Annotated in this window: 17 protein-coding genes; 6 read left to right on the forward strand and 11 right to left on the reverse strand. The window is 55.7% G+C overall.

Going from position 1 to position 23,510, the window contains the following annotated elements:
• Nucleotides 1–73: 73 nt before the first annotated feature.
• From ABNS66_RS01225 to ABNS66_RS01255, 7 genes are all read right to left on the reverse strand, one after another.
• Nucleotides 74–1,990 carry a DUF1302 family protein gene (locus tag ABNS66_RS01225; RefSeq protein ID WP_286695262.1) on the reverse strand — a complete coding sequence of 639 codons (1,917 nt, stop codon included), beginning with the start codon at nt 1,988–1,990 and terminating at the stop codon, nt 74–76.
• Between the two features lie 21 nt (nt 1,991–2,011).
• The gene (locus tag ABNS66_RS01230; protein WP_286837500.1) at nt 2,012–2,959 is read right to left on the reverse strand and encodes a YCF48-related protein; all 948 of its coding nucleotides are present in this window, start codon (nt 2,957–2,959) and stop codon (nt 2,012–2,014) included.
• 1 nt (nt 2,960) lies between these two features.
• On the reverse strand, nt 2,961–4,340 hold the full coding sequence (locus ABNS66_RS01235) for a DUF1329 domain-containing protein (protein WP_286837502.1): 1,380 nt from the start codon (nt 4,338–4,340) through the stop codon (nt 2,961–2,963).
• A gap of 59 nt (nt 4,341–4,399) precedes the next feature.
• Nucleotides 4,400–6,859, reverse strand: a complete 2,460-nt coding sequence (locus tag ABNS66_RS01240) for an MMPL family transporter (protein ID WP_286837504.1) — start codon at nt 6,857–6,859, stop codon at nt 4,400–4,402.
• A gap of 169 nt (nt 6,860–7,028) precedes the next feature.
• Nucleotides 7,029–8,633 carry an AMP-binding protein gene (locus ABNS66_RS01245; RefSeq protein ID WP_286837505.1) on the reverse strand — a complete coding sequence of 535 codons (1,605 nt, stop codon included), beginning with the start codon at nt 8,631–8,633 and terminating at the stop codon, nt 7,029–7,031.
• Between the two features lie 17 nt (nt 8,634–8,650).
• Nucleotides 8,651–9,886, reverse strand: coding sequence for a thiolase family protein (locus ABNS66_RS01250; protein ID WP_286695267.1), 1,236 nt, complete (start codon nt 9,884–9,886; stop codon nt 8,651–8,653).
• 13 nt (nt 9,887–9,899) lie between these two features.
• Entirely contained in the window at nt 9,900–11,228 is a 1,329-nt protein-coding gene (locus ABNS66_RS01255) for an acyl-CoA dehydrogenase family protein (RefSeq protein WP_084497933.1), read from the reverse strand.
• 82 nt (nt 11,229–11,310) lie between these two features.
• Between ABNS66_RS01255 and ABNS66_RS01260 the strand changes: the two genes are divergently transcribed.
• On the forward strand, nt 11,311–12,414 hold the full coding sequence (locus tag ABNS66_RS01260) for an AraC family transcriptional regulator (RefSeq protein WP_286695268.1): 1,104 nt from the start codon (nt 11,311–11,313) through the stop codon (nt 12,412–12,414).
• On the opposite strand, the gene ABNS66_RS01265 is transcribed toward ABNS66_RS01260, so the two are convergent.
• Nucleotides 12,387–13,394: an AraC family transcriptional regulator gene (locus tag ABNS66_RS01265; protein ID WP_286837509.1), complete on the reverse strand. Its 1,008-nt coding sequence runs from the start codon at nt 13,392–13,394 to the stop codon at nt 12,387–12,389. The genes ABNS66_RS01260 and ABNS66_RS01265 overlap by 28 nt on opposite strands.
• Nucleotides 13,395–13,568: 174 nt before the next feature.
• On the opposite strand from ABNS66_RS01265, the gene ABNS66_RS01270 reads away from it, so the two are divergent.
• The gene (locus tag ABNS66_RS01270) at nt 13,569–14,681 is read left to right on the forward strand and encodes a DUF5938 domain-containing protein (RefSeq protein WP_027873352.1); all 1,113 of its coding nucleotides are present in this window, start codon (nt 13,569–13,571) and stop codon (nt 14,679–14,681) included.
• Between the two features lie 134 nt (nt 14,682–14,815).
• On the opposite strand, the gene ABNS66_RS01275 is transcribed toward ABNS66_RS01270, so the two are convergent.
• Together ABNS66_RS01275 and ABNS66_RS01280 are read right to left on the reverse strand one after the other, a co-directional pair.
• Nucleotides 14,816–15,904, reverse strand: coding sequence for a hypothetical protein (locus tag ABNS66_RS01275; RefSeq protein WP_286837511.1), 1,089 nt, complete (start codon nt 15,902–15,904; stop codon nt 14,816–14,818).
• A 72-nt stretch (nt 15,905–15,976) separates the two neighbouring features.
• Nucleotides 15,977–18,367 (reverse strand): hypothetical protein, encoded by a 2,391-nt coding sequence (locus ABNS66_RS01280; protein ID WP_286837513.1) that lies wholly within the window; start codon nt 18,365–18,367, stop codon nt 15,977–15,979.
• 365 nt (nt 18,368–18,732) lie between these two features.
• Between ABNS66_RS01280 and ABNS66_RS01285 the strand changes: the two genes are divergently transcribed.
• Nucleotides 18,733–19,791 (forward strand): nitronate monooxygenase, encoded by a 1,059-nt coding sequence (locus ABNS66_RS01285; protein ID WP_286837515.1) that lies wholly within the window; start codon nt 18,733–18,735, stop codon nt 19,789–19,791.
• Nucleotides 19,792–19,888: 97 nt separating this feature from the next.
• The gene (locus tag ABNS66_RS01290) at nt 19,889–20,302 is read left to right on the forward strand and encodes a DUF805 domain-containing protein (RefSeq protein ID WP_286695273.1); all 414 of its coding nucleotides are present in this window, start codon (nt 19,889–19,891) and stop codon (nt 20,300–20,302) included.
• On the opposite strand, the gene ABNS66_RS01295 is transcribed toward ABNS66_RS01290, so the two are convergent.
• On the reverse strand, nt 20,299–20,964 hold the full coding sequence (locus tag ABNS66_RS01295) for a nitroreductase (protein ID WP_286695274.1): 666 nt from the start codon (nt 20,962–20,964) through the stop codon (nt 20,299–20,301). The two genes, ABNS66_RS01290 and ABNS66_RS01295, sit on opposite strands and share 4 nt — an antisense overlap.
• A gap of 163 nt (nt 20,965–21,127) precedes the next feature.
• Between ABNS66_RS01295 and ABNS66_RS01300 the strand changes: the two genes are divergently transcribed.
• Both ABNS66_RS01300 and ABNS66_RS01305 read left to right on the forward strand, forming a co-directional pair.
• Nucleotides 21,128–22,930, forward strand: coding sequence for a bifunctional diguanylate cyclase/phosphodiesterase (locus ABNS66_RS01300; protein WP_286837518.1), 1,803 nt, complete (start codon nt 21,128–21,130; stop codon nt 22,928–22,930).
• 82 nt (nt 22,931–23,012) lie between these two features.
• Nucleotides 23,013–23,510: TSUP family transporter (locus ABNS66_RS01305; protein WP_348655190.1), on the forward strand; the 498-nt coding region annotated here is incomplete at its 3' end.

The raw sequence follows: 23,510 nt of genomic DNA on the forward strand, positions 1-23,510 counted from the left end.
CTCGCGGTAAAAAAGCCGGCGACAAAGTCGCCGGCAAGGTCCCATTACTTCCTGAGGGTGGGGGTAGGGTTCGCTAGAATTGGTAGGCTACGCGCAGACCAAATTCATCGGCCCAGTCCACGGTTTGCATGATATTTTCATTCTCGTTGGCGCCATCAACGTAGCCGTCCATGTGGTTGTAGAACATTTCTATGTTCCAGTTACCGGAGGGCTTCCATTTCAGAGCCGGCTGCACAAACAAGCCGCCGCGCGTGTCATACAACACCGACAAATCTGCTCGCCATACCAAGCCGGGGAAGGGCTGCTGAAGGGCTAATACCAAGCCATTCCAACCACCATCCACACCTTTAGGCGTGTTGTTGACCGTGCCGCCCATACCACTTAAGTGGCGGCCAAAAAGGTCGCTCTCGCTGCGGTGCATCCACTGGAAAACCATGTAGGTAGCAGGGAAACTGCGGCTGAAGCGCTGATATTTTTCTAATACCAGGGCAGTCACGTATTCATCTTCAACAATGTATTCCTGCCCCAGGTCGATAGGGGTAAAGGTTTTGTCCGGCGTGAAGGAAACCTCGAAGTTCAGAATCAACTGATCCGTCCAGCTGCCGGGCTCGCCACTGAATACATAGCTGACACCAGTGCCGAAAACATCTTCGCGGTGGTAGGTGCGCTCAATGTGACCACGCAGACCACCGCCGCCCTGACCAGACAGTGGGTTATTCAGGAAACCACCCGTCAGGATAAAGAACAGATCGAGCTCTTCTTTTGCCGCATCGATGCCCTGAACAGGCCGTGCCAGCAGCAATTGCGATGCGGGGAAGTCGGTAACAATTTTGTTCAGACCTTCGGTGCCGTCAAGGCGCGCCATACCCGCATAGGTAAACCACTCCTCAGCACTCCATACCCCGGTGGGGTCAATTTCAAGCGGGGTCTCCGCAAGGATGGCACCCGACAAGGGGATACCCGGTGCATCGCGGTTCACACCCGATTTGGTCCAGCGCACAACACCGTCGGGGTTGTAGCGGTTGGTATACATAAACTGCAGACCAAAGTCGCCGATAAAGCCTTTCAAGCGGAAACCGCTATTCACTTCTTCGTCAACACTGCTGTAGCGATCGTGCACGGTAAACTGCGAAGGAATCACGTTGTAGGGTGTGTTCGGGTTGCCGTAAATGGTCGGCTGGAAGCTCTGCGCAAACATGTCCAGTTCCCAGTTGGAATTCAGCTGGTAGGACACGCGGATGGCCGGTGAGGCGATACGCTCATCGGCGTACTCCTCGGAAGCGAAATCGAAGATTGAGTGACGACGCAAGTCCAAGCCGTTGGCCACGTCGAATACCCGGAAGAACAAGGCCTGTCCCCAGGCAATTTGCTGGTTACCGGCGCGCACCAATAACGGCCCGTTCTGATAGTCCAGGTACAGCGACGGAAAGTCGACCATGTAGTTGTCGCCAGCGATCTCCAGAGGATTCTGTTCACCGCCGTTTTCAAAGTCGTCGTACTCGAAATAATTGGGCTCGCCATAGAGGTAACCCGCGGCGTTGCTGTTCACCGAGTCCGGATCAAATTCATCGTATTCGGCTGCGTCAAAAATGCCGCGCAGCTTTGCCGTCGCTGACCAGTTGTCACTAAACTTCAGCTGCAGAGTGCTCTCTAAACGCACCTGGCTGTGATTAAAATCGTTGTCGGCCGGAACACCGTTGCGCGTCGCGGTATCCGAGATCGGTGCACTGATAGGAATGGGTAAATTCAGGCCGAGCAGCGTGCCCACGTTGAGGCCACCGTTACGCTCAACCTCCTTGCCATTAAAGAGGTTACCGCGTTGGTTGTAGGGGTTTTCGTCACTTACCGTTTTGGCAGCCAGCTCTACACGAATCAAACCACTAAGGCTGTAGTCGACACCCAGCAGCTCACCACTGGCCGACCACGATGGACTAGACAGTGCCATCGCCGTTGTGGCGAGAGCCCAATTAAGCCGATTATTATTTTTCATCTCGCTTCTCCGAGGCTATTTTTAAAGAGAAATTTTGATCACTTTGGCTTGTTCACCGACGGCATAAAAAGCGTTACCGAGTACCGCAATATCGCTGTACCAGCTTTCTAAAAATGCGTCGTGATTCAGTACCCGCGCCTGACTGCTGGTCGGCGAAATACTCAAGGCCTGACGAATGCCCGTTGCGACTGCCTTGCCATCCGCGCGGATGGCAACATCCATCAAGATGGCGTCGCTATTACTGGTTATGGCTTTCCAGCTGTCGCCACCATCCTTGCTGCGCAATACCGTTCCGCTCTGACCAACCGCATAGGCCAAACCGGTATCGCTGAGGGCGAGGCCGAACAGCGACGCTTCACCGCTGTGCAGCGACTGCCAGCTTTTCCCGGCGTCATCAGAGCGGGCGATCATGCCAAACTCACCGACAATGTAGATGCGACCACGCGCATCAATTGCCGCGTTATACACATGTGGCTGATAGTTCTGTCCGATCAGTGCTGGCCAATCGATCTGCGACTGCTGCCAGCTGCGACCACCGTCTTGGGAACACAGCACCGCACCAAAAGCGCCAGTGACAACCGCCAGACCGAAGTCTCCCTGCGCAACGGCAAACAAGCGCTCTTTCACAGGTGCCTCGACAGCCTTCCAGCCGTCGCCGGCATTGTGAAAAATGCCGCCCTGCTGGCCCACAGCCAACAGGTTGCCCTGGCGCTCCGACACCGCCAGTAGCGCGCGACTATCACCAACATTGCTGTTGCTCTGCCACTGGCTACCGTCGCGGCTCTGCCACAAGCGGCCATTGCTACCCACGGCAAGTAAGCCGTCACTGCTGGTATTCACGCCGAAGAGCACATCGTGGGGATGACCTCGGTGTACCTGTTCGCTGCTGGCTGCGGCGGCGGGCATCGCCCCCGCCGTCAGCAGCAGCGCACAAACCCCCGCGGCAACGCGGTTCTTAACGCTAGCCATATCAGCCTCCCAGGCGCTGCATCGCTTGCACGGTGAGGTACTTGTTGTACACGTCGACATCGCCGGGATTGAAGTTGGTCTTGTAACCGCCCGTTACGCCCTTGGCCTGTACAAAACGGCTCATGCGGTTGGACTGCACGTCGTGGCTGTGAACACTGGACCAGGACCACGCGGGATGGGCGCCGTCCATATTGGTCATCTTGTCATTCGACTGCTGCGCGTAATGCGGCTCGAAGGACTTCCAGATCTCACCGCGACGGTCGTAGGTCACGTAGGCGACATACATTTGGTTGCGTACATCGATCCATACACGGCGCTTACCCACGGGCGCACGTGCATAGCCGGTTGGCTCCGACTCCAGCACGATGCACTCCGGCACCAGTTCCATGTAGGTGTCGAAGAAGGTCTGGTCTTTAGGACCACCGTGCACGGGTTTTTCCCAGTTGTCGTGATAGCCACCGTGGAAATTGCGCGGACCGATGCAACCCAGCATTGGCTGGCGGCCGACAATTTTGTAGTTGCCCCAGGTTTGCAGCGGGTCACCCGCCGCCCAGGCATCTGACAGGAACAAAGTGATACCCGGTACCAGCGGCTCAAAACGCTGGTTAGTGGGGAACTGTCTTACCCGACGGAAAGCGGGGATATAACCGTGCAGTTCGGGGAATTTACGTTGATCGTAATGCCAAATGTTCAGGAACGAGGTACCGGCACTGTCGTTAGGCGCGGTGAAGAATACCGACTGGTAGCGCAGCAAGTCTTCTTTGCCCTTCCAAACCTGACCGTCGGAACGTGACGTGGTATTCAGCTCACTCCATACAAAGTCGTACTGGTAAGACAGACTGCCGTTATTGTCGATATCCCAGTCGCGCACCGCGTACTGCGACCAGTCGTGACGACCCCAGCTCATCGTTAGGTTGTACTGCGCCTCTACCCCATTTTTGGGTTCGGGGAAGGGGTTACCGCCAACCCAGGGCTTGCCGTCTTTTGTCCACACATTGCCGTCACTGTCGAGCACAGCCTTACCCTTATTGCGCAGGGTGGCCTCGAGGTACTCAGCGGGGTAGAGCTGCGTAATATCTTTCACCGGTTCAACAATGTGAATACGGCGACCCATGGTTTTTACTTGCATATACGCAACGGGGTCGAGCAAGTGCTTCACATGTTCAACGTTATCGGCAGTAATCACATCGCCCGGTTTGATCTTGCCTTTGGTTTGCATCTCGATAGACAGCAGCTCATCGGGATAGGCCTTACTCATGTCAGCGCCGTTGGCGATCAGTGGCCACAGCGGCGCAATCACGCCCGCTGCACCAATACCTTTAACGGTTTTTTCCAGGAAACTGCGACGGCTAAAGTCTGTATCGTATTTTTTAATATGCATCGTTTACCTCCGGGTGGAACCCTTGATTATCTTTTTATTGATTGTCGGTCAGCTCAGGCTCAGCTGACCGCCTCGGCCCTGATTGCAGCGCGTTGCTGAACGGCTGCGCGCTCGTCTTCTTCTAAAAGTTTGCTAATGTCCATGCCCTCGCCCAAGACCAAAATGTCTTTGCTGGACACGAATTTCGGCTTCATTACCCACACCAACAACGGCAGCACCACCAGCGCGATCACCATGTTGATCAGCATCACCAGCACCAGCAGCAAGCCCATGTCGGCCAGGAATTTCAGGCCGGACAGGAAGTACCAGGGGAGAATGCCCAGCAGCATGATGCTGGCAGTGAACATGATGGCTTTACCGGTAGTGGTCAGCGCTGAGGTAATGGCGACGCCATAGTCCTCACACTCGTGATATTCCTCACAGATGCGGCTGAGCAGATAGATGCCGTAGTCGATACCAACGCCGACACCAATGGCAGCAACCATCAACGAGTTGATGTCCAGACCAATGCCCATGAACGACATGCTGGTGGTTAAAATCATGTTGGACAGGTTAACCGGGATCAGCAGTACCACACCGGCAACCACCGAGTGATAGGCATAGCTCGACACCGCCAAAATGACCAGGTTGAGCAAACCCATAATCAACCAGTGATAACGCTCTACCACATGGTTAATGGCCTGTTGGATAGCGATAGTGCCGCTGCCGAGGCGCACAGTGAAAGCGTCGTGGTCTGCACCCACTTGCTCCACGGCCGCCCGCGCGGCCGCCAGCGCGTTGTCGACGGTGTCTTGTTTGTTATCGGCATACCAAAAGGACACAGTGGAGTTTTGCAATTCAAAGTCCACGACATTCGAGAACGCTTTGGGGCTCGTTCCCATCAGTACTGCCGACGCCGCAGCGTTAACGGCTCGGTCGTTATTGTCCAGCGGCAACCACTTGCTGTGGCCACCGGAGATCAGCCGGTTGGCATCCATTAAGTAATCGGCAAAAGACAACGTCGCCCGCGGCGCGTGCTCGCCCGACTCCATAATCGATTGCAGCTGCAACATCGTTGCCACCGCATCGGCTTGTTTGGCCACGCGATCGCTTCCGCTGTCGCCCTTCGCCTCCAGGATCACTTCGAGCGTATTCACACCGGGGAAGTGATTATTGATCTGGGCCACCGATACGTTGTACTCAGAGTCCTCCCACAACAGGTTGCTGCCCTCCACCGGATTACCGATCTGAATACGCATCGAGTGGTACAGCGAGAACACACCCACCGCGATCACAACAATCATGGTGTAGGGAGCAATACGACCTTGGGACAGACGGGAAATACTGGCTAATGCTGCTTTCACCTTGCCGTGGAAACCACCGGAATGATCGCTGACAATCTTTTTAAGGTTGCGCGGCTCAGGCAGCACTGACAGCAACAGCGGCGCAAGAAATACCCCAGTCGGCGCTAACATCATTGCCCAGAAACCGCAGAACAGCGCGAAGCGTTCCATTGCCGGGATCGGTGCGATAGAGATCAGGAAGATACCCGCAGCGTCGGTGATAATGCCCAGAATAGAGGGCGCCATCATCACGCTGGTTGTTAAACCCGCGGCTTTTACCTTGTCGCCGAGTTGATCGAAAATTTCATAGAAACGCTCGGTGAATTGTACGCAGTGACTAAACGAACGCGCGATCAACAGCAGCGGCACGATCATCAACAATGGCTCGATCGGCATCTTCATCCAACCGGCAAAACCAAAGCCCCAGATCGCGGCCACAATACTGGCAAATATCGGTGTAACAACACCCGCCATGTTCTGCGTATACAGTACCAGGGCGATGACCAATGCACTCAGGGTAATGGCGAAAATACCGATCATTTGATGCTGGTATTCATAGACCCAACCGGTCAGTGCGGGCTGGCCCGCCATATATACATCGTGATTCGCATCCGTCGCATCATCGGCCAGCTTTTTAACAAAAGCGAAGGCCTCACCGTAGTCCAGGCGCTGCTCAATAAATGTTGCGGTTACCAATGTAGCGGTTTCGTCTTCTGAAATAAGAAATCGACGCGCATTCGGCGACTTGCGAACATTGTCTTTAAATTGCTGCACTTCTTCGGGCGTTGCCGGTACCGAATCACCCATTAAAGGTTGGGCGTCAATACCGAAAGGCGTAGCCTCTGCGTAGCGCGCTTTTGCCGATGCGATCGATAGTATCTGGTCGTGATCCACCCCCGGCGACAAGTCGATGTCGCGAGTGAGATCCCAGACTTTCGACAGCGTTTCAGCATTGTATATATCTCCGTTTTTATTCTTCACCATCAAAGTGAATGTCAGTGGATTACCGAAATTCGGATGGTCCTTAAAAACATGAATAAACGGATCGTCCTTGGGAAGCAGGTCTGAAAAAATGGTTTCTAAACGGACATTTTTCAAACCGGCGGCAAAGAACAGGGTTATTGCGAGAAACAATATCGAAGCAATTATTCGGTGCTCAAGCACCGCCATTGCAATTCGGCCTCTTATATTATTCATCTTGCCGGTCCTTCAAGATCGCGGAAAATTAGTCATTAATTTTCCCGCGTATTATTTTTTTTAATGTATCAACGAGAACGTGATTAGCAGTCAGATTAATCGCTTATTAAAAGGCCGGTAATGCCTGTTCCCGACCCTTTTGCTGTTAATTTACGACAGCGTTTTCCAGCTATGACGCGAAGTCATAAACATGATTTTTTTGCTCTTGGAAAAGCTGATAGCAGAAGCGCGCCTGCGGTTTTTCCGAGGCGGTTTTCGGTATTTCTGACATGACCTGGATGTAGCTCGGCAGCTCTGTTCTACCCAGCACGGCTCGACAGTGATCGAGTAGTTTTTGCGGGCTGAACAAACACACATCCACCGGCACTACCGCGGCAATGACATCTTTCTCGCCGGGCACCCCACTGGTGGCGGGAATACCATAGACAAAAACATCGGCGACATCGGGATACTCGGCGATGGTTTTTTCAATTTTTGCGGTATCGATAAATTCGCCATTACGGCGAATTTCATCACCCTTACGGCTGTCGAAATAAAACCACCCGTCCTCATCACGGTGACCAATGTCGCCGGTAAAGAACACGCCGTTTTGTACTTTCTTCGCCGATGCTTCTGGATTTTTAAAATAGCTTACTGCCAATGTGGGTTGCCCTGGCGCCGCCTCGAACACAATTTCGCCGCGCTCATTCGGGGCGCATTCGCGGCCGTCTTCGTCGATGACTTTGGCAATCAGGCTGGCGGGGGGCTTACCGATACTGCCTATCGGGCCACCCGGTGGATTAAAGGTCATCCCACCTTCGGCGGCGCCGTAAAATTCGAACAGCTCAACGTCGAAACGCTGTTTGAAATCTTCCCATATTGCGGCGGGCATACCCGCACTGAGAATATAGCGAACCGGGTTATCGGCATCGTCGGCTTTGCGCGGCTCACTGTATATTGCCGTGGTCATGCCGCCGAGCAGGTTAAACATGGTGCAGCCATAGTGGCGGCAAATATCCCATAAACGGGATTTACTAAACTTGCGGCTAATGACCCCGCGCAGGCCCATTTTTAACACATTGCCCAGGGTAACCAGTTGCGCGTTAGCGTGGGTTAGCGACAGGCCGGTGTAGGGGCGGTCCTCACTTTGCAAACCGATCGCGGGCCCAATTGATGCCACATTATCAAAGCGTGTATAGGGCGCGCGTATCGCTTTTGGGTCGCCGGTGGTGCCAGAGGTATACAGCATTTGCATAACCTCGTCGGCACTCTCTACCCGACAGGCGCGCTCTTCATAGGGACCGGAAATCACGTCACTGTATCGTGCCACGCGCTCGTCAGCCGATTGCAGGCTAACCTTCTCGCCGGTGTCCATCACCCAGATCCAGCGGATCTGCGGCATGTCCTTACACACCTGGTAGACGCTGTTAAAGCAGTAGTCTGCACAAACCACGCCCGAGCACTCGGCCCAGCTCAGCATATAGCGCAAACGGTCGCCGCCGGTACGCGGATCAATCGGCACGTATACCGTGCCCGCCAGCGAGCTGCCAACCATGCAGTCGATAAATTCCGGGTGGTTCTGCATCACTAAAGCAAAGCTACTGCCGCGCTCCATGTTCTGCTCCAACAAGGCCTGGTTGACTCGCTGACCTTGTTCCCACAAATCGCGGTAGCTTCGCTTTTCATCTTCAAAGCCACCACAGGGTTTAATGTTTACAAATGTCAGCACGTCCAGATCGGGCTGTTGCTGCATTTTCGCCTCAATTAAATTGGCGAATATTCGTTGATCTTTCATGGTGTCCCCCAACAGTCTTATTCTTTGGACAAAATGCTTAACACCAGCGCAGCAGCGTCGCTGCCAATGAAGCCGCCGCCGTTTTCAGCCAGAGCATGCTTCGCGCCGTGAACTTGTCGGTCTCCCGCCTCGCCGCGCAGCTGTGTTACCAACTCGACGATTTGGGCGGCACCAGTGGCGCCAATCGGGTGACCCTTGCGCATTAGTCCACCCGAGGTATTCACCGGCACGCGGCCGCCCAGCGTGGATTCACCGCGAGCGACAAAGTCGCCGCCTTCGCCTTCTGCACACAGGCCGAGGTATTCGTAGTATTTAATTTCAGAGATCGCCGAAGCATCGTGCAGCTCGACGCAGTCGACATCGTCGGCGCCGATGCCCGCTTGCTGGTAAATGGCTTCCGCGGCCTGCGGCACCATTTCCGGCTCGTCGTCAACGCGGTCCCAACCACTGTGCAGAGAAGAGGCGCGTACGCGCACGCAGCGCGACATACCCAGCTCTCGCGCTTTCTTTTCACTCACCATGACCAGCGCCGCCGCGCCGTCGCCAATGGGCGCGCACATTGGCAGGGTCAATGGGTCGACAATCGCACGCGCCGACAAGACGTCTTCGGCGGTAATACGGTGGCGAAATTGGGAGAGCGGGTTGAGGCTGCCGTGAATGGAGTTCTTCGCCGACACCGCCGCCAGTTGTTCACGGGTGGTGCCATACTGGTGCATATGTTCACGCGCCCAGGTGGCGTAAATATCGATAAACAGCGATCGACTGATACCGGCCTGGCTCATATCCAGGTCCATGCCGATGGCGGCATTGCGGGCTTGCAGGCCTTCTCGAATACTGTCCATCTGGTCGATATCCACCGCGCCGGTAAATACCGAAAAGGTTTTTTCTTTATCTTGGTGATAAAGCTTTTCGTAGCCACACACCAACACCACATCGTAGACGCCGAGGCTGATCATCGTGGCGGCTTGCTGAAAGGCCGTTGCCGAGGTGGCGCAGGCATTTTCGACATTGATAACAGGTATGCGCCCAATACCCATGTTGCGCAGCACCACTTGGCCTGGCACACAGACTTGGCCGGTAATGACCGCCGCCGCGCCATTTCCCATGTAGGCGGCGTTCAACTCAGAGGCTTCCACATCAGCATCGCGCAGCGCCTGCTGAATAGCAGCGCCGGCGAGCTGACTCAAACTCTGGTCAATAGCATTCCCAAAGGGCGTCATGCCGACGCCCGCAATATAGGCTTTTTGTTCCACGGGGTTCTCCGGCTTAGTTGCCCAGTTTTTCTTCGTCGATCAAGTAGCTGCCGCCCTTAATAGCGAGCACTTCGTTGCAGCCGTCTTCAATCATTGATGCGCGGGCATCGCGGAGCATTTTTTCCATCGGGTACTCGCGAGTCAGGCCATTGCCGCCGAATATTTGCAGCGCATCGCTGCACACTTCGAAGGCCTGTTGCGTGCCGGTGGTTTTCGAGAACATGGCTGAACACAGCGAGGGGATCGCCGTTGCCGGGTCGTTGTTGTAGTCGAGGGCACGACGCGTCACTGCGCGCGAGGTCTCCACCTTGCGGAACATATGGAAGAGGCGGCTTTTCACCGATTGGTGATGAATAATCTGCGTGCCACCGGCAACGCGTTCGTGAGCGTAGTCCAGCGCCATGTCCGCGGCTGCCTGCGCCAAGCCGGTGAAGGTAGCCCCCATCAGTGCGTTGGCTTCAGCGTGAATGCAGTACACCGCGCGCTGGTAATCTTCAGGACCAGCCAGCAGATATTTGCGCGGCAGCCGAACATTGTCGAAGAAGATTTCACCCTGGTTCAGCGCCCGCTGTCCCATTTTATCCAGCGGCTTGCCGCGAGAGATGCCCGGCAGGTTCATCGGGAAAACCAGCACGCAGCCATTGTGCGGATCAACACCATTACCGCTGTCGGCCGCACAGTACAGAATACAAACGTCGGCGATCACGCCGTTGGAAACCCACGCCGCTTTCTGGCCGTTCAGAATAATGTCGTCGCCGGTCAAATCGGCAACCAGATTCGGGCGGCCGTACTTGCCACCCGGCTGAGCGGCAGCGCCGTTGGGGTCGAGCATATCTGAACCGTGGTCGGGCTCGGTGATACCCCAGCAGCCAAGCATCGCGTCGGGGAATTCTTCCAGTAGGTCAGCGCGACCAAATTTGGCAGACAACCACTGCGGCAAAATACCGGCACCCACAGAAATCGCCAGACCGGCGTCGCCATAGCCCAGCTCTTCAAACAGTATGCTAAACAGCAGGGCGGCCTCGCGCGGCGGCATCTCTGACAAGGCTTCAATCGTTACGCCCAACTCCAAGTACTTCTCACGGAATTCCCAAAAGCGCGAATCCTTGGCAATCACCTCTTCCGGGCTCAGCTTATCCAGTTCAATACCAATGGGGCGCACCACGTTAATCGCAAAGTCGCGCAGGGTTTGTTGGAATTCAGCAATATGCTCGGGCAAACTCGCCTCGGCACCTGAGATGGTCAGCTTGCTTTTGGGGGTAGCGGGCCAGCGGTACAGAGGGGCTTCTAAGTTGCGGTAGTCAACATCCACAGGGCCTGTGGCAAGAGCGGTATCGTTCATGACATTTCCTCTACTTCGTTATGTTTGTTATGTGTAAGCGATATCGATGTGAGGATAGTAGCCAGCGCCCCGGCAAAGTTAGATGTTTACAGCAGACAATCTGGTTGTTAATTTACGACAGCAATTTTCAGCGCGTGACGTGTTCATGGAGATTCGATCTTCTTTATCAGTGCCGCCGGCCAGACATCTTGGCTACGGTCTAAACCCCCTGATTACCCTGCTCAAGGAGCATGGTGCCGACCCGTTGCTGGTGCTGGATAAAGCCAATATTCCACCCGAAGCCTTGGACAGCCCCACCTATCAACTTACCCCACAGCAGGAATTGAGCTTTACCTCCGAGGTGATTCGCGCACTGGATAAGCCCGAGCTGGGGCTGGTGGTGGGCAGCCGCTATCACCTGTCGGCGTATGGCTTATTGGGGCTGGCGGTGATGACCAGCGAGAATCTGCTTCAGGGTATGCAGGTGCTGTATAAAAATATTCTGATGACGTGGACCTATATGCAATGGATAACCACCATTCGCGACGACCGCGCCTATATCAGTTTGGAACCACTGCGCGACCTCGGTGACAGCCACCAATACATGATTGATCGCGGCCTAGTCGCCTCGCATATTATTTTTAAGGAAGCCCTCGGCCAGCCCATTCCCGTACACGAGGTGCATTTACGCCAGCCGGAACCCAGCTACGCAGAAGAGTACCGACGCTATTTCAACTGCCCGGTGTATTTCGAAGCTGCCGAAAACTGCTATGTCTTCGACAGCGCGCTGCTGTACCAAGAATTGCTGCAGGCCGAACCAGAAACTGCCCGCATTTACGACAGCCAGTGCGAAAAGATATGCGAACAACTGGCCAAGAATTACACCTTCTCGGACGTGGTGCGCAATCAAATCCTGTCATCACCGCGGGAAATTTTTACACTGGAAACCATCGCCGATCGCTTAGGCATGACCGCTCGCACGGTGCAGCGCAAGCTTAGCCAGGAAGACAGCAGCTACAAAACCATTCTGGAAGACGTGCGCAAAAATCTGGCGGTGGAGTACCTGCAAACCACCTCATTTACGCTGGAAGAAATTGCCGTGCGCCTCGGCTATGCCGACTCATCCAGCTTTTGTCACGCTTACAAACGCTGGACCGGCGTTAACCCCGGCGAGCGCCGTCAGGCGGCGGGCGCGCCGCGAAACTGAGAGGGCGGACAGCCCGACCAGCGTCGAAAGGCATGGCAAAAGTGAGCGGCATCGCTATAGCCCAGCAGCGATGCCACCTGCTCAATCGACATTGCCGTGCCCTGTAAATACTCCCGCGCTAGCTCATAGCGCAGGTCATCAACAATTTTTTGATAGCCGCTACCACTGGCCCGCAAGCGGCGCCGCAGTGTGCGCCCCGAGATATTTAACTTTTCCGCCACCGCCTCAATACCGGGAAAGTAACCCGGCCTGAGCAACAGCATTTCCCTCACTTCATCAACAATATTGTGCTCTTCTGACAGGCGCGCCTTGATGCGCTCGCAGCGGTCGATGCACAGCGCCGCGGTATCGCTGTCGCACTGCAACAACGGTGTTTCCAATACATCGAGGGAGAAGCGCATGGCGTTCTCTGTTGCGCCAAACGTGGGAGCCACGCCAAACACATCCCTGTAACGGCTCAACTCCACCTGCCGGGCGTGGCGAAAACACACCTCAGCGGGGTGGAAGTCATCGCCCAGCAAGCCGCGCAAAATCATGAAAGTGGCGGTCATTTCCCGCTCGCTGAGCATGGGTAGATCTTCGACGTGGTAATCATCGGCGGCCATTGCCATCACCACAAAGCCGTCTTCAACGCGCATGTGGTGCTCGTAAAAGGCAAAACTCAGCTCCACAAAGTGGTAGGCCAACTTCAGCGCCTCGCGCATTGTCGAGGCACTCATCAACGCGTAGCCATACAAGCCGAATACGCTCAGTGGATAGCAACTGCCCACATACAAACCAATACCGGGGTCACCGCTCACCCGGCGCAGGTTGCGCAGGAAGGTCAGCTCCTGACTGAGGTTAACATGCTGTTCCGGACGCTCCAGGATCGACAGCGACAAACCTGTGGCCGTGAGCGACTGCGCGACAGAAATGCCCTCGCTGCGCAGCTTCATCAATGGCGCAAGAATGGTTTTGGCAGAGTGGTATTTGGGCTTCATGGGTCACCGATTTTTTGCTCACGCTAGCATCGCTGTCCTCATTTCGCAAATAGCTGTCCTCATTTCGCATTCAGACGAGAGCATCACTTAATTAACGTAATTAGCGACGCAAATCGCCGCTCAGGCGGCGTGGCCAAGTACTCACTGAAAAACAAAAATTACAGGAGCAAGACCATGTCAGAAGCACCCAAAATTCTCATCTATGGCGCAAGCGGTTACACCGGCAAACTCGTGGCCGAGTGCCTGGCGCAGCGCAACCTGCCCTTCTACTTTGTTGGTCGCAACCAGCAAAAACTCGAAGACGCCCTCGCCATCGTGGAGGAGCGACTGGGCCACAAAGCCCCCGCCACCATCGTTCGCGCCAGCAACGACAAAGCCGAATTGGCGCCACTGTTTGCAAAAGTGGAAGTGGTTATCAATGTTGCCGGCCCCTTCATGCAGCTGGCATGGCCGGTGGTTGAAGCCTGCCTGGAAAACAACTGCCACTACCTGGACACCACTGGCGAGCAAGACTTCGTGATCGCCGTTCGCGACAAATACGGCAAGGCTTTCGCCGACAAAAACCTGTTGCTCAACCCCGCCAACTCCTACATGTGGGCAGCGGGTGCCCTGGCCGCTGAAGTTGTACTGGAAACCGAAGGCGTCGACACTCTCGACATTACCTACCAGATCAATAACGCGCTGCCTTCGCAGGCCTCAACCAAATCCTTCCTGCGCATGGTAAACAACCCGCAGTACATGATTAAAGAGGGCGAAATGGTTGAGTGGCAGGGCGACCGTCACTTCACTGTTTGCGTTCCCCACCTGTCGCAGCCGGTGCTGGCCCTGCCCTGGAGCGGCGGCTGTGAGCCCGCTTGGTACGAGCACGACGACCGCGTGCGCAACTGTCGCGTACTGACCGCTTTCGGTGATGAAATCATCGAAAACGTCGTTGCGGTTATCCATCGCTTCAACGAAGAATCCAAGGGCATGAGTCAGGAAGAGAAGGAAGAGCTCACCAACCGCTACGGCGATGAAATGACCCCTGCCGAGCCACCCAAAGACGATCGCGACCTGCACCGCACCGTGATCACCTGTATTGGTCAGGGCCGACAAGTGACGACGGTGTTCCCGCTGTCGCTGAACGCTCCGTATACCTTTACTGGTGAAATCTGCGCCGAGGCCGCCCAACGCCTGCTCAACGGCCAACTCAAAGCCGCCGGTTTCCAAAGCGCCACAGGGGCATTCGGACACCGCGAGCTGCTACAAACCTTCCACGAACTGGGTTACACCAACCTGCCAGCGTAAAACTAACAAGCCCCGCTTTCGCGGGGCTTTTTGTTTGGCTGACGACGGCTTAAGAATGTACGACGAATTAAGGCGAGTAAACGCCGCGAATCGCGGTCAGGGCAGCAGGCAAAACAAAACCGTTGATCTGCCGCCTACAGCCGCCAGGTGTAACTCAAACTTAAACCGAAAGCTTTCGCATCACTCGGTTTGATGGCGTCGCTTTTTAGGTCTAATTTCAAGCCCTGATAATTTACACCCAACATCAGCGCCTGCTGTTCTATATCCACCCCCAGCTGCCACTGCGTCCCGCTACTCACCCAAGACGCATGAAGCTGTGGGAACAGGTATTTGTCGACACTGCGCAGTCCAGCAGTGAGTTGCACACTGCCGCACCATTGATGGCTAAGCATGGCGGCAATCCGGCGGGGCAGGGTCTGACTGTGGTCGCGATAGGACTCAATCCCCGACACCGTCGGCTTTACGTCGATAAAGCCCTGATCGTCGTAGCTTACGGTATCGCTTATGGCTGTTGCTCGCGTGTAGGTAACATCTCGCCAACGGATCTCTGACACCAGGTCGCGGGCACGCACATCCAGCGTCCATCGCTCGGCAAATGGCCAGCTAAGGTCAAGGTCGAGGCTGAGGCCATTGCCTCGGACATTTTCCTCTTCGCGCTTTAGCAAGGCATCTCGGGAATAGTTGTAGTCGAGGACAAGATCGGCCTCGACCTTGTCTTCAAGGGTGCGCAGCTGGCCACTCAGCGTGCCATCGGTCAGCTCTTCCGCACGGAGGTAGTTGGCCCGCAGTTTCAGTTTGGCCTTACCCGGTAGCGAAAAATAATAGCCAAGCCCTAAGCCCTTAGCGCGCAAGTGGTTGGGCTCGATATACAGGTGATAGTTGCGCTGCTTATCCAGTTCTTTGTCGTTTTTATCAGCATAGGCGACTTCTGCGGTGTCATTGCTGAATTCCAGGAAGTAGTCGTAGCGATAAAAGGCGCTCACTTCCCAGTTGCCGTCGCGTTCGCCGACTTCAAATTTATTGTGAGTGAAGGCGAGATCGCCTCGACTGAAGCGCGGACCGTTTAGGTCATCTAATAGCTGCTTTATCGGCGCGATTTCGCTATAGGCATCGGATTCTGCCTGGAAATAAAAAGCATTTTCGGCATGGCTGAGCGGCATGCTAAGTAGCCCTGCCAGCAATACGATTACTGAGTATGTACGTGTATGGGTTTGCGCTTTCACGGTAAACGCTCTGTGTAAGAAATAGAAAAGGGAGGCTAGGCCTCCCTGTTTACGTTTATTTAACGCGCTTACTTAGAACGATTCAAACTCGCCATCAGTATAGGTGATAACTGGCGCGCCGGCGTCTTCATCTATGTCGGCATATTTTACGCCGTCCTGCTCGATGGTACCGCTCAGTTCGCCGTCGGCATCTTCCGTCAGGGTCATAACCACATCGTTGTGGTTGCTAACGGTAACGCTGCCACCCTCAGGCGCATCCTCGGAGAGGTCTGCGGTGTGGGCAATTGTCAGCGTATTGCCACTGTAGGCAAGCTCAACATCCAGATCAGCTTCTTCAAGGCCGGTGCGGGTTCCCGTCGCTGTGAGCTTCACAAAGTCGGCTACGCCGTCCAGCGCGATATCAAAGCTGACTGCAATGGCGGCACTGGCGTATTGCTCAGCGCTTTCCTGCAAGCTGCAATCGTAGCTGGCATCCCACTGGTAGGGCTCATCCATCGAATAGGAGTAGCTATACTCGTCTGTGCAAACCTCGTGGATACCGTCAGCTTGCAGAGCCAGGCTGGCGTTGAAGGCATCACCGTCGTTGTTGGCAATGGAACCCGACAGGGTGAGTTCAAAGCCATCAACCATTACCGTGCTTTGGCTATTGTCGTAGCCGCTACCGCTTGCCTCTTGCCAATTGGACTGGTCTCCCCACTCCTCAGAGTAGTCAGAGTCGAAACGCTCAACGCCAAGCTCCAAGCCGCCGCTGAACGTCACCGTCTGCTCGCCTTCCAGCGCTGTTTCCAAACTGCCATTGATAATGGCGCGCAAATTGGTAACGGTGAATTCGTCGGTATATTGGCCGTCATACTGGTAGCCGTTTGCTGACTGAGTGTCGGTTTCGCTGCCGCTCCACCCCCCGACCAGGCTGCCTTCAAAAAGCGAGCCTTCGGCGATGGTAAAGGTCACGGTATCCGTGCTGGCTGAGCCGCTAAGCTGCATATCCGCCGTAATTTCCGACGTGCCAGATTCGGTGGTTTCCGTGGTGCCATTCTGCGGGCCTTCAATGGCCACCGCACGCGCGGTTTTCATTTCGCCAGCCTGCTCTTGCTCAGCAGGGGTGAACTCGGAGTTCTCGGTACTTTGCTCATCGATCTCCGAATCATCCAGCGCCGTCAATACAACCGCCGCACCGTTAATGGTTTGATCGATGCTGTAGCGAATACCGCCTTCCACTTGTGCAATGGCGACGGTGACACCCTCTTGCTCGAAACTTTCGGGCAGCGGTTCTTCATCCGCCTTGGCATCCTGCACCGCCTCAAAGGCATAGGAAATGGCGTTCAATCCCATCGCCGCCGCTTCCACAACGGCAGAGGCGTCAGTGGACAACACATCGCTGGCCATACCCACTTGCTTGGCAAAACCAGTCAAGGCCTCGCCGTCTTCACCCTCTGGTTCTAGGAAGGCGGCCGTGCCAACATTGCGCAGCTGCTTAACGAAGGCCTTGCTCGCCTGCAAGCCCTGCGAGCCGACATCATCAGGCACATCACCCTGACTGGGTGTCGTCGAACCGTTGGTTTCCGCATCGCCCTCTTCAACATCAATCTCAGTGGCTAGTGCATCAATATCTTCATTGTCTGCCCCGTCGACCTCGGCGACTTTATCCATCAATTCCTGAGCAGCTTCGAGCAGCTCTTCCACAGAAACAGAGGGGTCGCCGTCCTCTTTGTCGGCCATCCCCGTCGACTTATACTGATTGGCAAATGCCGTGAGGGCGTCTTCAATGCGCCCGTCTGCCAGCGCGGCGGCAATGGCCGCTGCGGCTTTCACGTTGTATTCCAGCGCCTCTTTGCCCGCCGCATTCAGTGACTCGGCATTGGTAATGTCGACAATTGGCTGACTCAGCAAGTCGCTGCTAGCCAGACCAAGTTTATTGGCCACCTGGGCATTGGCTGCAATGGCTGCGTCTCCTGCACGTGCACCAGCGGCGACTTTCTGCAAACCAAGTGCGGCCGCGGCGCTGGTGAGAGGAGTGATGCTGGCTGACACGGTACCCGAGGCAGAGGGCAGCATGGCCTGCATGCTAAAGTCGGCCGCCAATGGGTAATCATCGCCGAAGCTAACCGTTGGCGTGCCTTGGCTGTCACGCTGGCATACCGCCAAGTCACAGCGCATGGTGGTGCCATCTTCTGCCGTAATTTCTATCAGCAGAGCGCCGCCCTGGTAATTGCGATTAAGGGTCAGAGAATAGCTGCCATCGTCCGCCGTTGTGGCCGGTTCAGCAACGCTGCTGCTTTTGTCTACCGAGCCATCGTCGGCAATGGCGTAGGCGTTAACCACACCACCGATAACAATACCTTTAGACGCACCACCGCTGACAGTGCCCGGCGAGCTGCTACCACCTCCACTGCTGCTACCACCGCCGCCACAGGCGGCTAGAGTGGCGGTGATGGCGGAAGCCAGAATCCAATTCTTATTCATTGCTATTCTCCAGTACAACATGTGGACGGTCGGTACAGACAGCCACAGCATCGCGACGCCAAACTAGCGATACTCTGTGTTGAGGCTGAAAACGCGGATGCGTCATAGGACTCGTCCTTGATTTATATGAGGGCGTGTAACGTGGCTGTTCTCTGGCTTCCCTTCCGTCGACAACCGCTTGCGCACTAAAATCACACAGGGGCAATATTTAGCAGCGCACTAAATATTTATAGCCGATGGCCTACTCATTGACAAGCAAGTCCTAAAAAACGTGGGCGAAACCGGTTTTCAATCAAGCTCGAACACCCCATGCTGCACAGTACCCGTCAGGCGTAATACCCGAGCGCCAACCAACAGGAGAGTTTATGTTCCAGCTAGGTAATGCGCGTTTTCGCCACGCAGTGATTCAAGCACCGATGGCGGGTTCGCAAGACAGTGAACTCGCGCTGGCCGTCGGCCGTGCCGGCGGGCTGGGTTCGCTGCCCTGTGCCATGCTAAGCCTCGATAAGCTGGAGCAGGAACTCCAGGCATTGCGGAGCTTGGAGAGCTATAACCTCAATTTCTTTTGCCACGATGCAGCAGCAGCCGAGCTCACTCGCAATGCCGAGAAACTCCAGCACTGGCAGCAGCTATTGCAACCTTTTTACGAAGCGTGGGGAATCGCCCCACCCGACCCAATGACACCTGCCAGCCGCCAACCCTACAGTGCAGCGCAGGCAGAGTTGCTGGCCGCGTATCGGCCACCGGTAGTGAGCTTCCACTTCGGATTGCCGAAAGCCGCTTTGCTGCGCCAAATAAAAAGCTGGGGCAGCGCCGTTATTTCAACCGCCTGCACCGTCGATGAGGCAGTACATCTGCAGAGTGAAGGGGTGGACGCCATTATCTTGCAGGGACTGGAGGCAGGAGGGCACCGCGGTCATTTCCTGCGCGGCGACCTGACGGGGCAGATGCCCACACTGAAGCTGTTGGAAGCTTGCCGAGATAAAATTTCGCTGCCACTTATTGCGGCTGGCGGCCTTAGCACCGCCTCTGCGGTTCGCCTCGCCATTGCCTCGGGCGCCAATGCCGTACAGGCTGGCACCGCCTATTTGTTGTGCCCGGAGGCAAAAACCTCTGCGGTCCACCGCCACGCCATAACATCGACAGCCGATGCCTCCACAGCTGAGGCAACCCAGCTGACAAATTTACTCTCCGGACGACCAGCACGCGGACTGAGCAACCAGCTCATGCAAACCCTGGGGGCACTTCGCGACGACCTGCCCGCCTTCCCACTTTGCAGCGGCCTGCTTGCGCCGCTACGCGCGGCAGCAGAAGCGCAAAACAGAGACGACTTTTCGCCGCTATGGGCCGGAACCGCTCTGCAAGACTGTCGCGTTACGTCCGCTTCAGAGGTAACTCAGCAGCTGGTCGCGGAAACTTTCTAGGGCTGACGAGCCGCATACAAGGCTAGGAAAGCGAACACAGATCGTTGCACAATTGGACTGATCGCGAATCGCTAACAGCCTTGTCAGGGAGACAACAATGGAACCACAAAGCGCCAACCTTCGCAGCCCCTTCGACTGCTATATAAACGCATGGCGACATTACGCCGACTTTAGCGGTCGCTCACGGCGGCGCGAATATTGGTTTTTTGTGCTGTTCAATATATTGATCAGCATGGCGCTAAGCATAATCGACAGCGCTTTGGGCCTGGGCAATGCCGAAATTGGCGCCGGGCTGTTTAGCGGCTTGTACGGCTTGGCGGTGTTGTTGCCATCGATCGGCTACGCTGCGCGCCGCCTGCACGATATCGGCCGCAGCGCGTGGTGGCTGCTTGTGATCTTCATTCCGTTGTTGGGCCCCCTGATTATGCTGGTGTTTACCGTGCTCGACAGCCAGCCCGGCGACAATGCCTTCGGGCCCAACCCAAAAGGCATTGACGACCCCGAGCGCTAGGAAATCAGCGTGGCGACATCCTCCAGCGGCGCGCGATCCATGATCACCTTATTGATTTGCTCACCGGGCTGCTCGTAGCCGAAAGACAAGCCGCAGATAATGCCGTGCCCTTCAGGCAGGTTGGCGATCTCTTTGACCGGATCGGGGAAAAAGGCAAGCGCGCCCTGGGGGATGCTGGCCAGGCCGTAATCGACGAGCAGTAACATTAGCGTCTGCAGGTATATGCCAATATCGATGGCGTTGACCGAACCCATGCCGGTGGGCATAGAAATAAATGCGACATGCGGGGCGCCGAAAAACTGCCAGTTCTTCAACATTAGGGCCTGACGCTTGTCTTTTTCGTGGCGCTCAATGCCCATGGTGCCGTAGTAGGTCATCGCGCAGTCGAATTGCCGCTCTTTATACACGCCGTCTAGATCGGCGTCGCCGGGTTTAAAGGCGGGCGAGGGTGCCTTGCCACTGAGAATTTCTGTGACAATGGCATCTTCCAGCTTGTTGCGCGCCTCACCACTCACCACCGTGATATGCCAGGGCTGGGTATTGCAGTTTGAGGGGGCGTGGCGGGCAATATCCAAAATTTCACGCAACAGTTCTTCAGGCACCGGGTCGGGCTTAAAGCCCCGAATGGAACGTCGGGCTTTTACGGCTTCAGCTACACGCATAATCTCTCACTGTCTTTGGCTCAAACGCCCTAGTCTAAACCAGTCGCGACAATGGGCAAGAGTTCACAGCCCGGTAAAATCATTATGACAGTTCAGCACCTTGTTCCTACAATACAGTAAAGGCAATTAGCGCAGACCCGCAGCAGCACTACGGAGCTTACCCATGGCCCTTCGCGGCTTTTTCAACCACTACTACTCCGACGCAGCCGCCGCACGCCTGTTACGGGATGTGCGCTATATCCATATTCTGGCGGCAACAGGCGCCACCGCATTGATGATCCTGCTGAGCCAGGAACTTCCTCGCTATTTCATTACCAGCTGGTTGAGTACCCTGCTGTGTATACAGGGCGGACTCACCCTTGTTCCACTATTATTCCGCCACTATGGCTGCACGAACACGGTAAAAAACTGGCTGGTGCCTTACGGGGCACTTAGCGCCCTGGGACACCTGACCTGGGGCTGCCTGTTTTTGACGTTTGCCGACCATTTAACGCTGTGGCAGCAAATTTTAGTGATGCTGCTTTTGTTTGTGATTCTGTCCATGTCGATGCCCATGCTGGCGCGTTTTTACCCGCTGTTTTGCCTGGATGTAGTGATGCTTGGCCTGCCGTTTTTGGCGCTTCTGGCCGAGCGGCAGGACTTTGCATGGCAACTATGGTTTGTGGCGGGGCTGCTACTAATGGGCACCCTCAGCCTGTTGTGTCGCGGCCACACTGAGGCTCAACAGCACTTGGATGCGGTAAAGCGCGACCCACTTACCGGCCTGCTAAACCGCGAAGCCTGCATTACCGCCCTGGCAAGCACAGCGGGAGAAACGCGCGGCGCGCTTATTTGCCGGCTGCACAACTATCGCGCGATCTGCGATGCTTTTGGCAATCGCGCTGGCGATGCGGTGTTACAACACTGCGCCAACAGCCTGCGCTATGTCAGCGAACAGCAAAAGCTCACTGGCCGTGTTGGCGAAAACGAATTCTTTCTACCGCTGGCCGTTGCCGACTCGACACTCTGGCAAAAACGCAGCCGACACCTGCTTCGCCAGATCGGCGCACAAATGAGCTGGGGAGAGCACCTTATCGCCCTCGATATCGGCATCGGCCTGGCGGAATTAGCGGGTACGCCCGAAGAAGCCCTGCGTCATGCACAACTGGCGGCTGCCGTGCGCAACCCACACAGCCAGATCAACCAGTATCACCCCGAATTGTGGGACCGGCTGCAGCGCGATGTCAGTCTGCGCTCGGCACTGCAAAGCGCCGCGCTATACGAGCAACTAACGCTTCACTTTCAGCCTAAGAAGCAACTGCGCGACGGCGCAATCAACGGCGCTGAGGCGCTGTTGCGCTGGCAGCATCCCGAGCTTGGGGCCATACCGCCCGACGAGTTTATCGCCATTGCAGAACAGAGCGAGGTGATCAATGACCTTGGCGACTGGGTGATCCAACAAGCCGCCAGGCACCTGGCTGAAATCCCCGGGGATGCGCCGTTTTGCATTGCCGTGAACGTATCGATGGCGCAATTTACCAGCCCGCGCTTACTGGCAAGCCTTCGCGATGCCGTCGCCGAACTGCCGAGCAATCGACGCCTGGAGTTAGAAATTACCGAGAGCGTGATGATGCTGGAGCCTTCGGTGGTTAACGATACGCTGGCAACCCTCGCCAGCCTCGGTGTCAATGTTGCCCTTGACGACTTTGGCACGGGCTACTCGTCGCTGCAGTACTTGGCAACACTGCCCATACACACGCTGAAAATCGATCGCAGTTTTGTCTCTGACCTGACTCAGGATAAACACCGAGCCGTGATCAAGGTCATTATTGAAATGGCCCATGCACTGGGTATTAAGGTTGTTGCCGAAGGCGTGGAGAGCGCCGAGCAACTGGCTGTTCTCGCGGAGTATCACTGCGACGAAGTCCAGGGTTACCACATTGCTCGACCGGCGCCATTTAGCTCGCTTGTTGCCGCACTGCGCTAATCCTGCGCTGGCCGAGTAGGCTCTGCAGCCGGTATCATGCGCCGTCACACCCTTGCGCTGCGCCGTAATTTAAAGAGCTGGAATGACCGAACTCGCACCCCTGCAATATATCCTGATTGGGCTGATTTTTGTCTGGAGTGGCTTTGTTCGCTCCGGCCTTGGCTTCGGTGGCGCCGTGCTCTCGCTGCCCTTTCTGTTGCTGGTACACAACGCACCGCTCGTTTACCTGCCGCTGATCTCCGTTCACTTACTGGTGTTTTCATCGTTAACCATCGCCCTGAATAATCGTCGGCGCCTCGGGGGCAGCGGCGCTCAGAGCACGGTGGACTGGCAGTATTTATGGAAGGCGCTGGCGGTGATGATCGGCCCCAAATTACTCGGCGTGTTCGGTTTGATTACCCTGCCCAGCGGCGTACTCAGCGGTATTATTTTTAGTATCGTGATGCTGTATTCACTGAGTTATATCTTTAATAAGCCATTTCGCAGCAACAACCGCCTGGTCGATGCGGTGTTTCTAATGGCCGGAGGCTATATCAGCGGTACCTCACTCATCGGCGCGCCGCTGATCATAGCGGTGGTC

The organism is uncultured Spongiibacter sp. (assembly GCF_964011655.1).
Taxonomy (GTDB): Bacteria; Pseudomonadota; Gammaproteobacteria; order Pseudomonadales; family Spongiibacteraceae; genus Spongiibacter; species Spongiibacter marinus.

What these genes read in the sequence shown, in the direction of transcription:
- ABNS66_RS01290 (WP_286695273.1), top strand. Translation starts at nt 19,889, where the DNA reads ATGGAACCACAAAGCGCCAACCTTCGCAGCCCCTTCGACTGCTATATA.
- ABNS66_RS01240 (WP_286837504.1), bottom strand. Translation starts at nt 6,859, where the DNA reads ATGAATAATATAAGAGGCCGAATTGCAATGGCGGTGCTTGAGCACCGA.
- ABNS66_RS01285 (WP_286837515.1), top strand. Translation starts at nt 18,733, where the DNA reads ATGTTCCAGCTAGGTAATGCGCGTTTTCGCCACGCAGTGATTCAAGCA.
- ABNS66_RS01260 (WP_286695268.1), top strand. Translation starts at nt 11,311, where the DNA reads ATGTTTACAGCAGACAATCTGGTTGTTAATTTACGACAGCAATTTTCA.
- ABNS66_RS01235 (WP_286837502.1), bottom strand. Translation starts at nt 4,340, where the DNA reads ATGCATATTAAAAAATACGATACAGACTTTAGCCGTCGCAGTTTCCTG.
- ABNS66_RS01255 (WP_084497933.1), bottom strand. Translation starts at nt 11,228, where the DNA reads ATGAACGATACCGCTCTTGCCACAGGCCCTGTGGATGTTGACTACCGC.
- ABNS66_RS01265 (WP_286837509.1), bottom strand. Translation starts at nt 13,394, where the DNA reads ATGAAGCCCAAATACCACTCTGCCAAAACCATTCTTGCGCCATTGATG.
- ABNS66_RS01300 (WP_286837518.1), top strand. Translation starts at nt 21,128, where the DNA reads ATGGCCCTTCGCGGCTTTTTCAACCACTACTACTCCGACGCAGCCGCC.
- ABNS66_RS01295 (WP_286695274.1), bottom strand. Translation starts at nt 20,964, where the DNA reads ATGCGTGTAGCTGAAGCCGTAAAAGCCCGACGTTCCATTCGGGGCTTT.
- ABNS66_RS01280 (WP_286837513.1), bottom strand. Translation starts at nt 18,367, where the DNA reads ATGAATAAGAATTGGATTCTGGCTTCCGCCATCACCGCCACTCTAGCC.
- ABNS66_RS01245 (WP_286837505.1), bottom strand. Translation starts at nt 8,633, where the DNA reads ATGAAAGATCAACGAATATTCGCCAATTTAATTGAGGCGAAAATGCAG.
- ABNS66_RS01270 (WP_027873352.1), top strand. Translation starts at nt 13,569, where the DNA reads ATGTCAGAAGCACCCAAAATTCTCATCTATGGCGCAAGCGGTTACACC.
- ABNS66_RS01230 (WP_286837500.1), bottom strand. Translation starts at nt 2,959, where the DNA reads ATGGCTAGCGTTAAGAACCGCGTTGCCGCGGGGGTTTGTGCGCTGCTG.
- ABNS66_RS01225 (WP_286695262.1), bottom strand. Translation starts at nt 1,990, where the DNA reads ATGAAAAATAATAATCGGCTTAATTGGGCTCTCGCCACAACGGCGATG.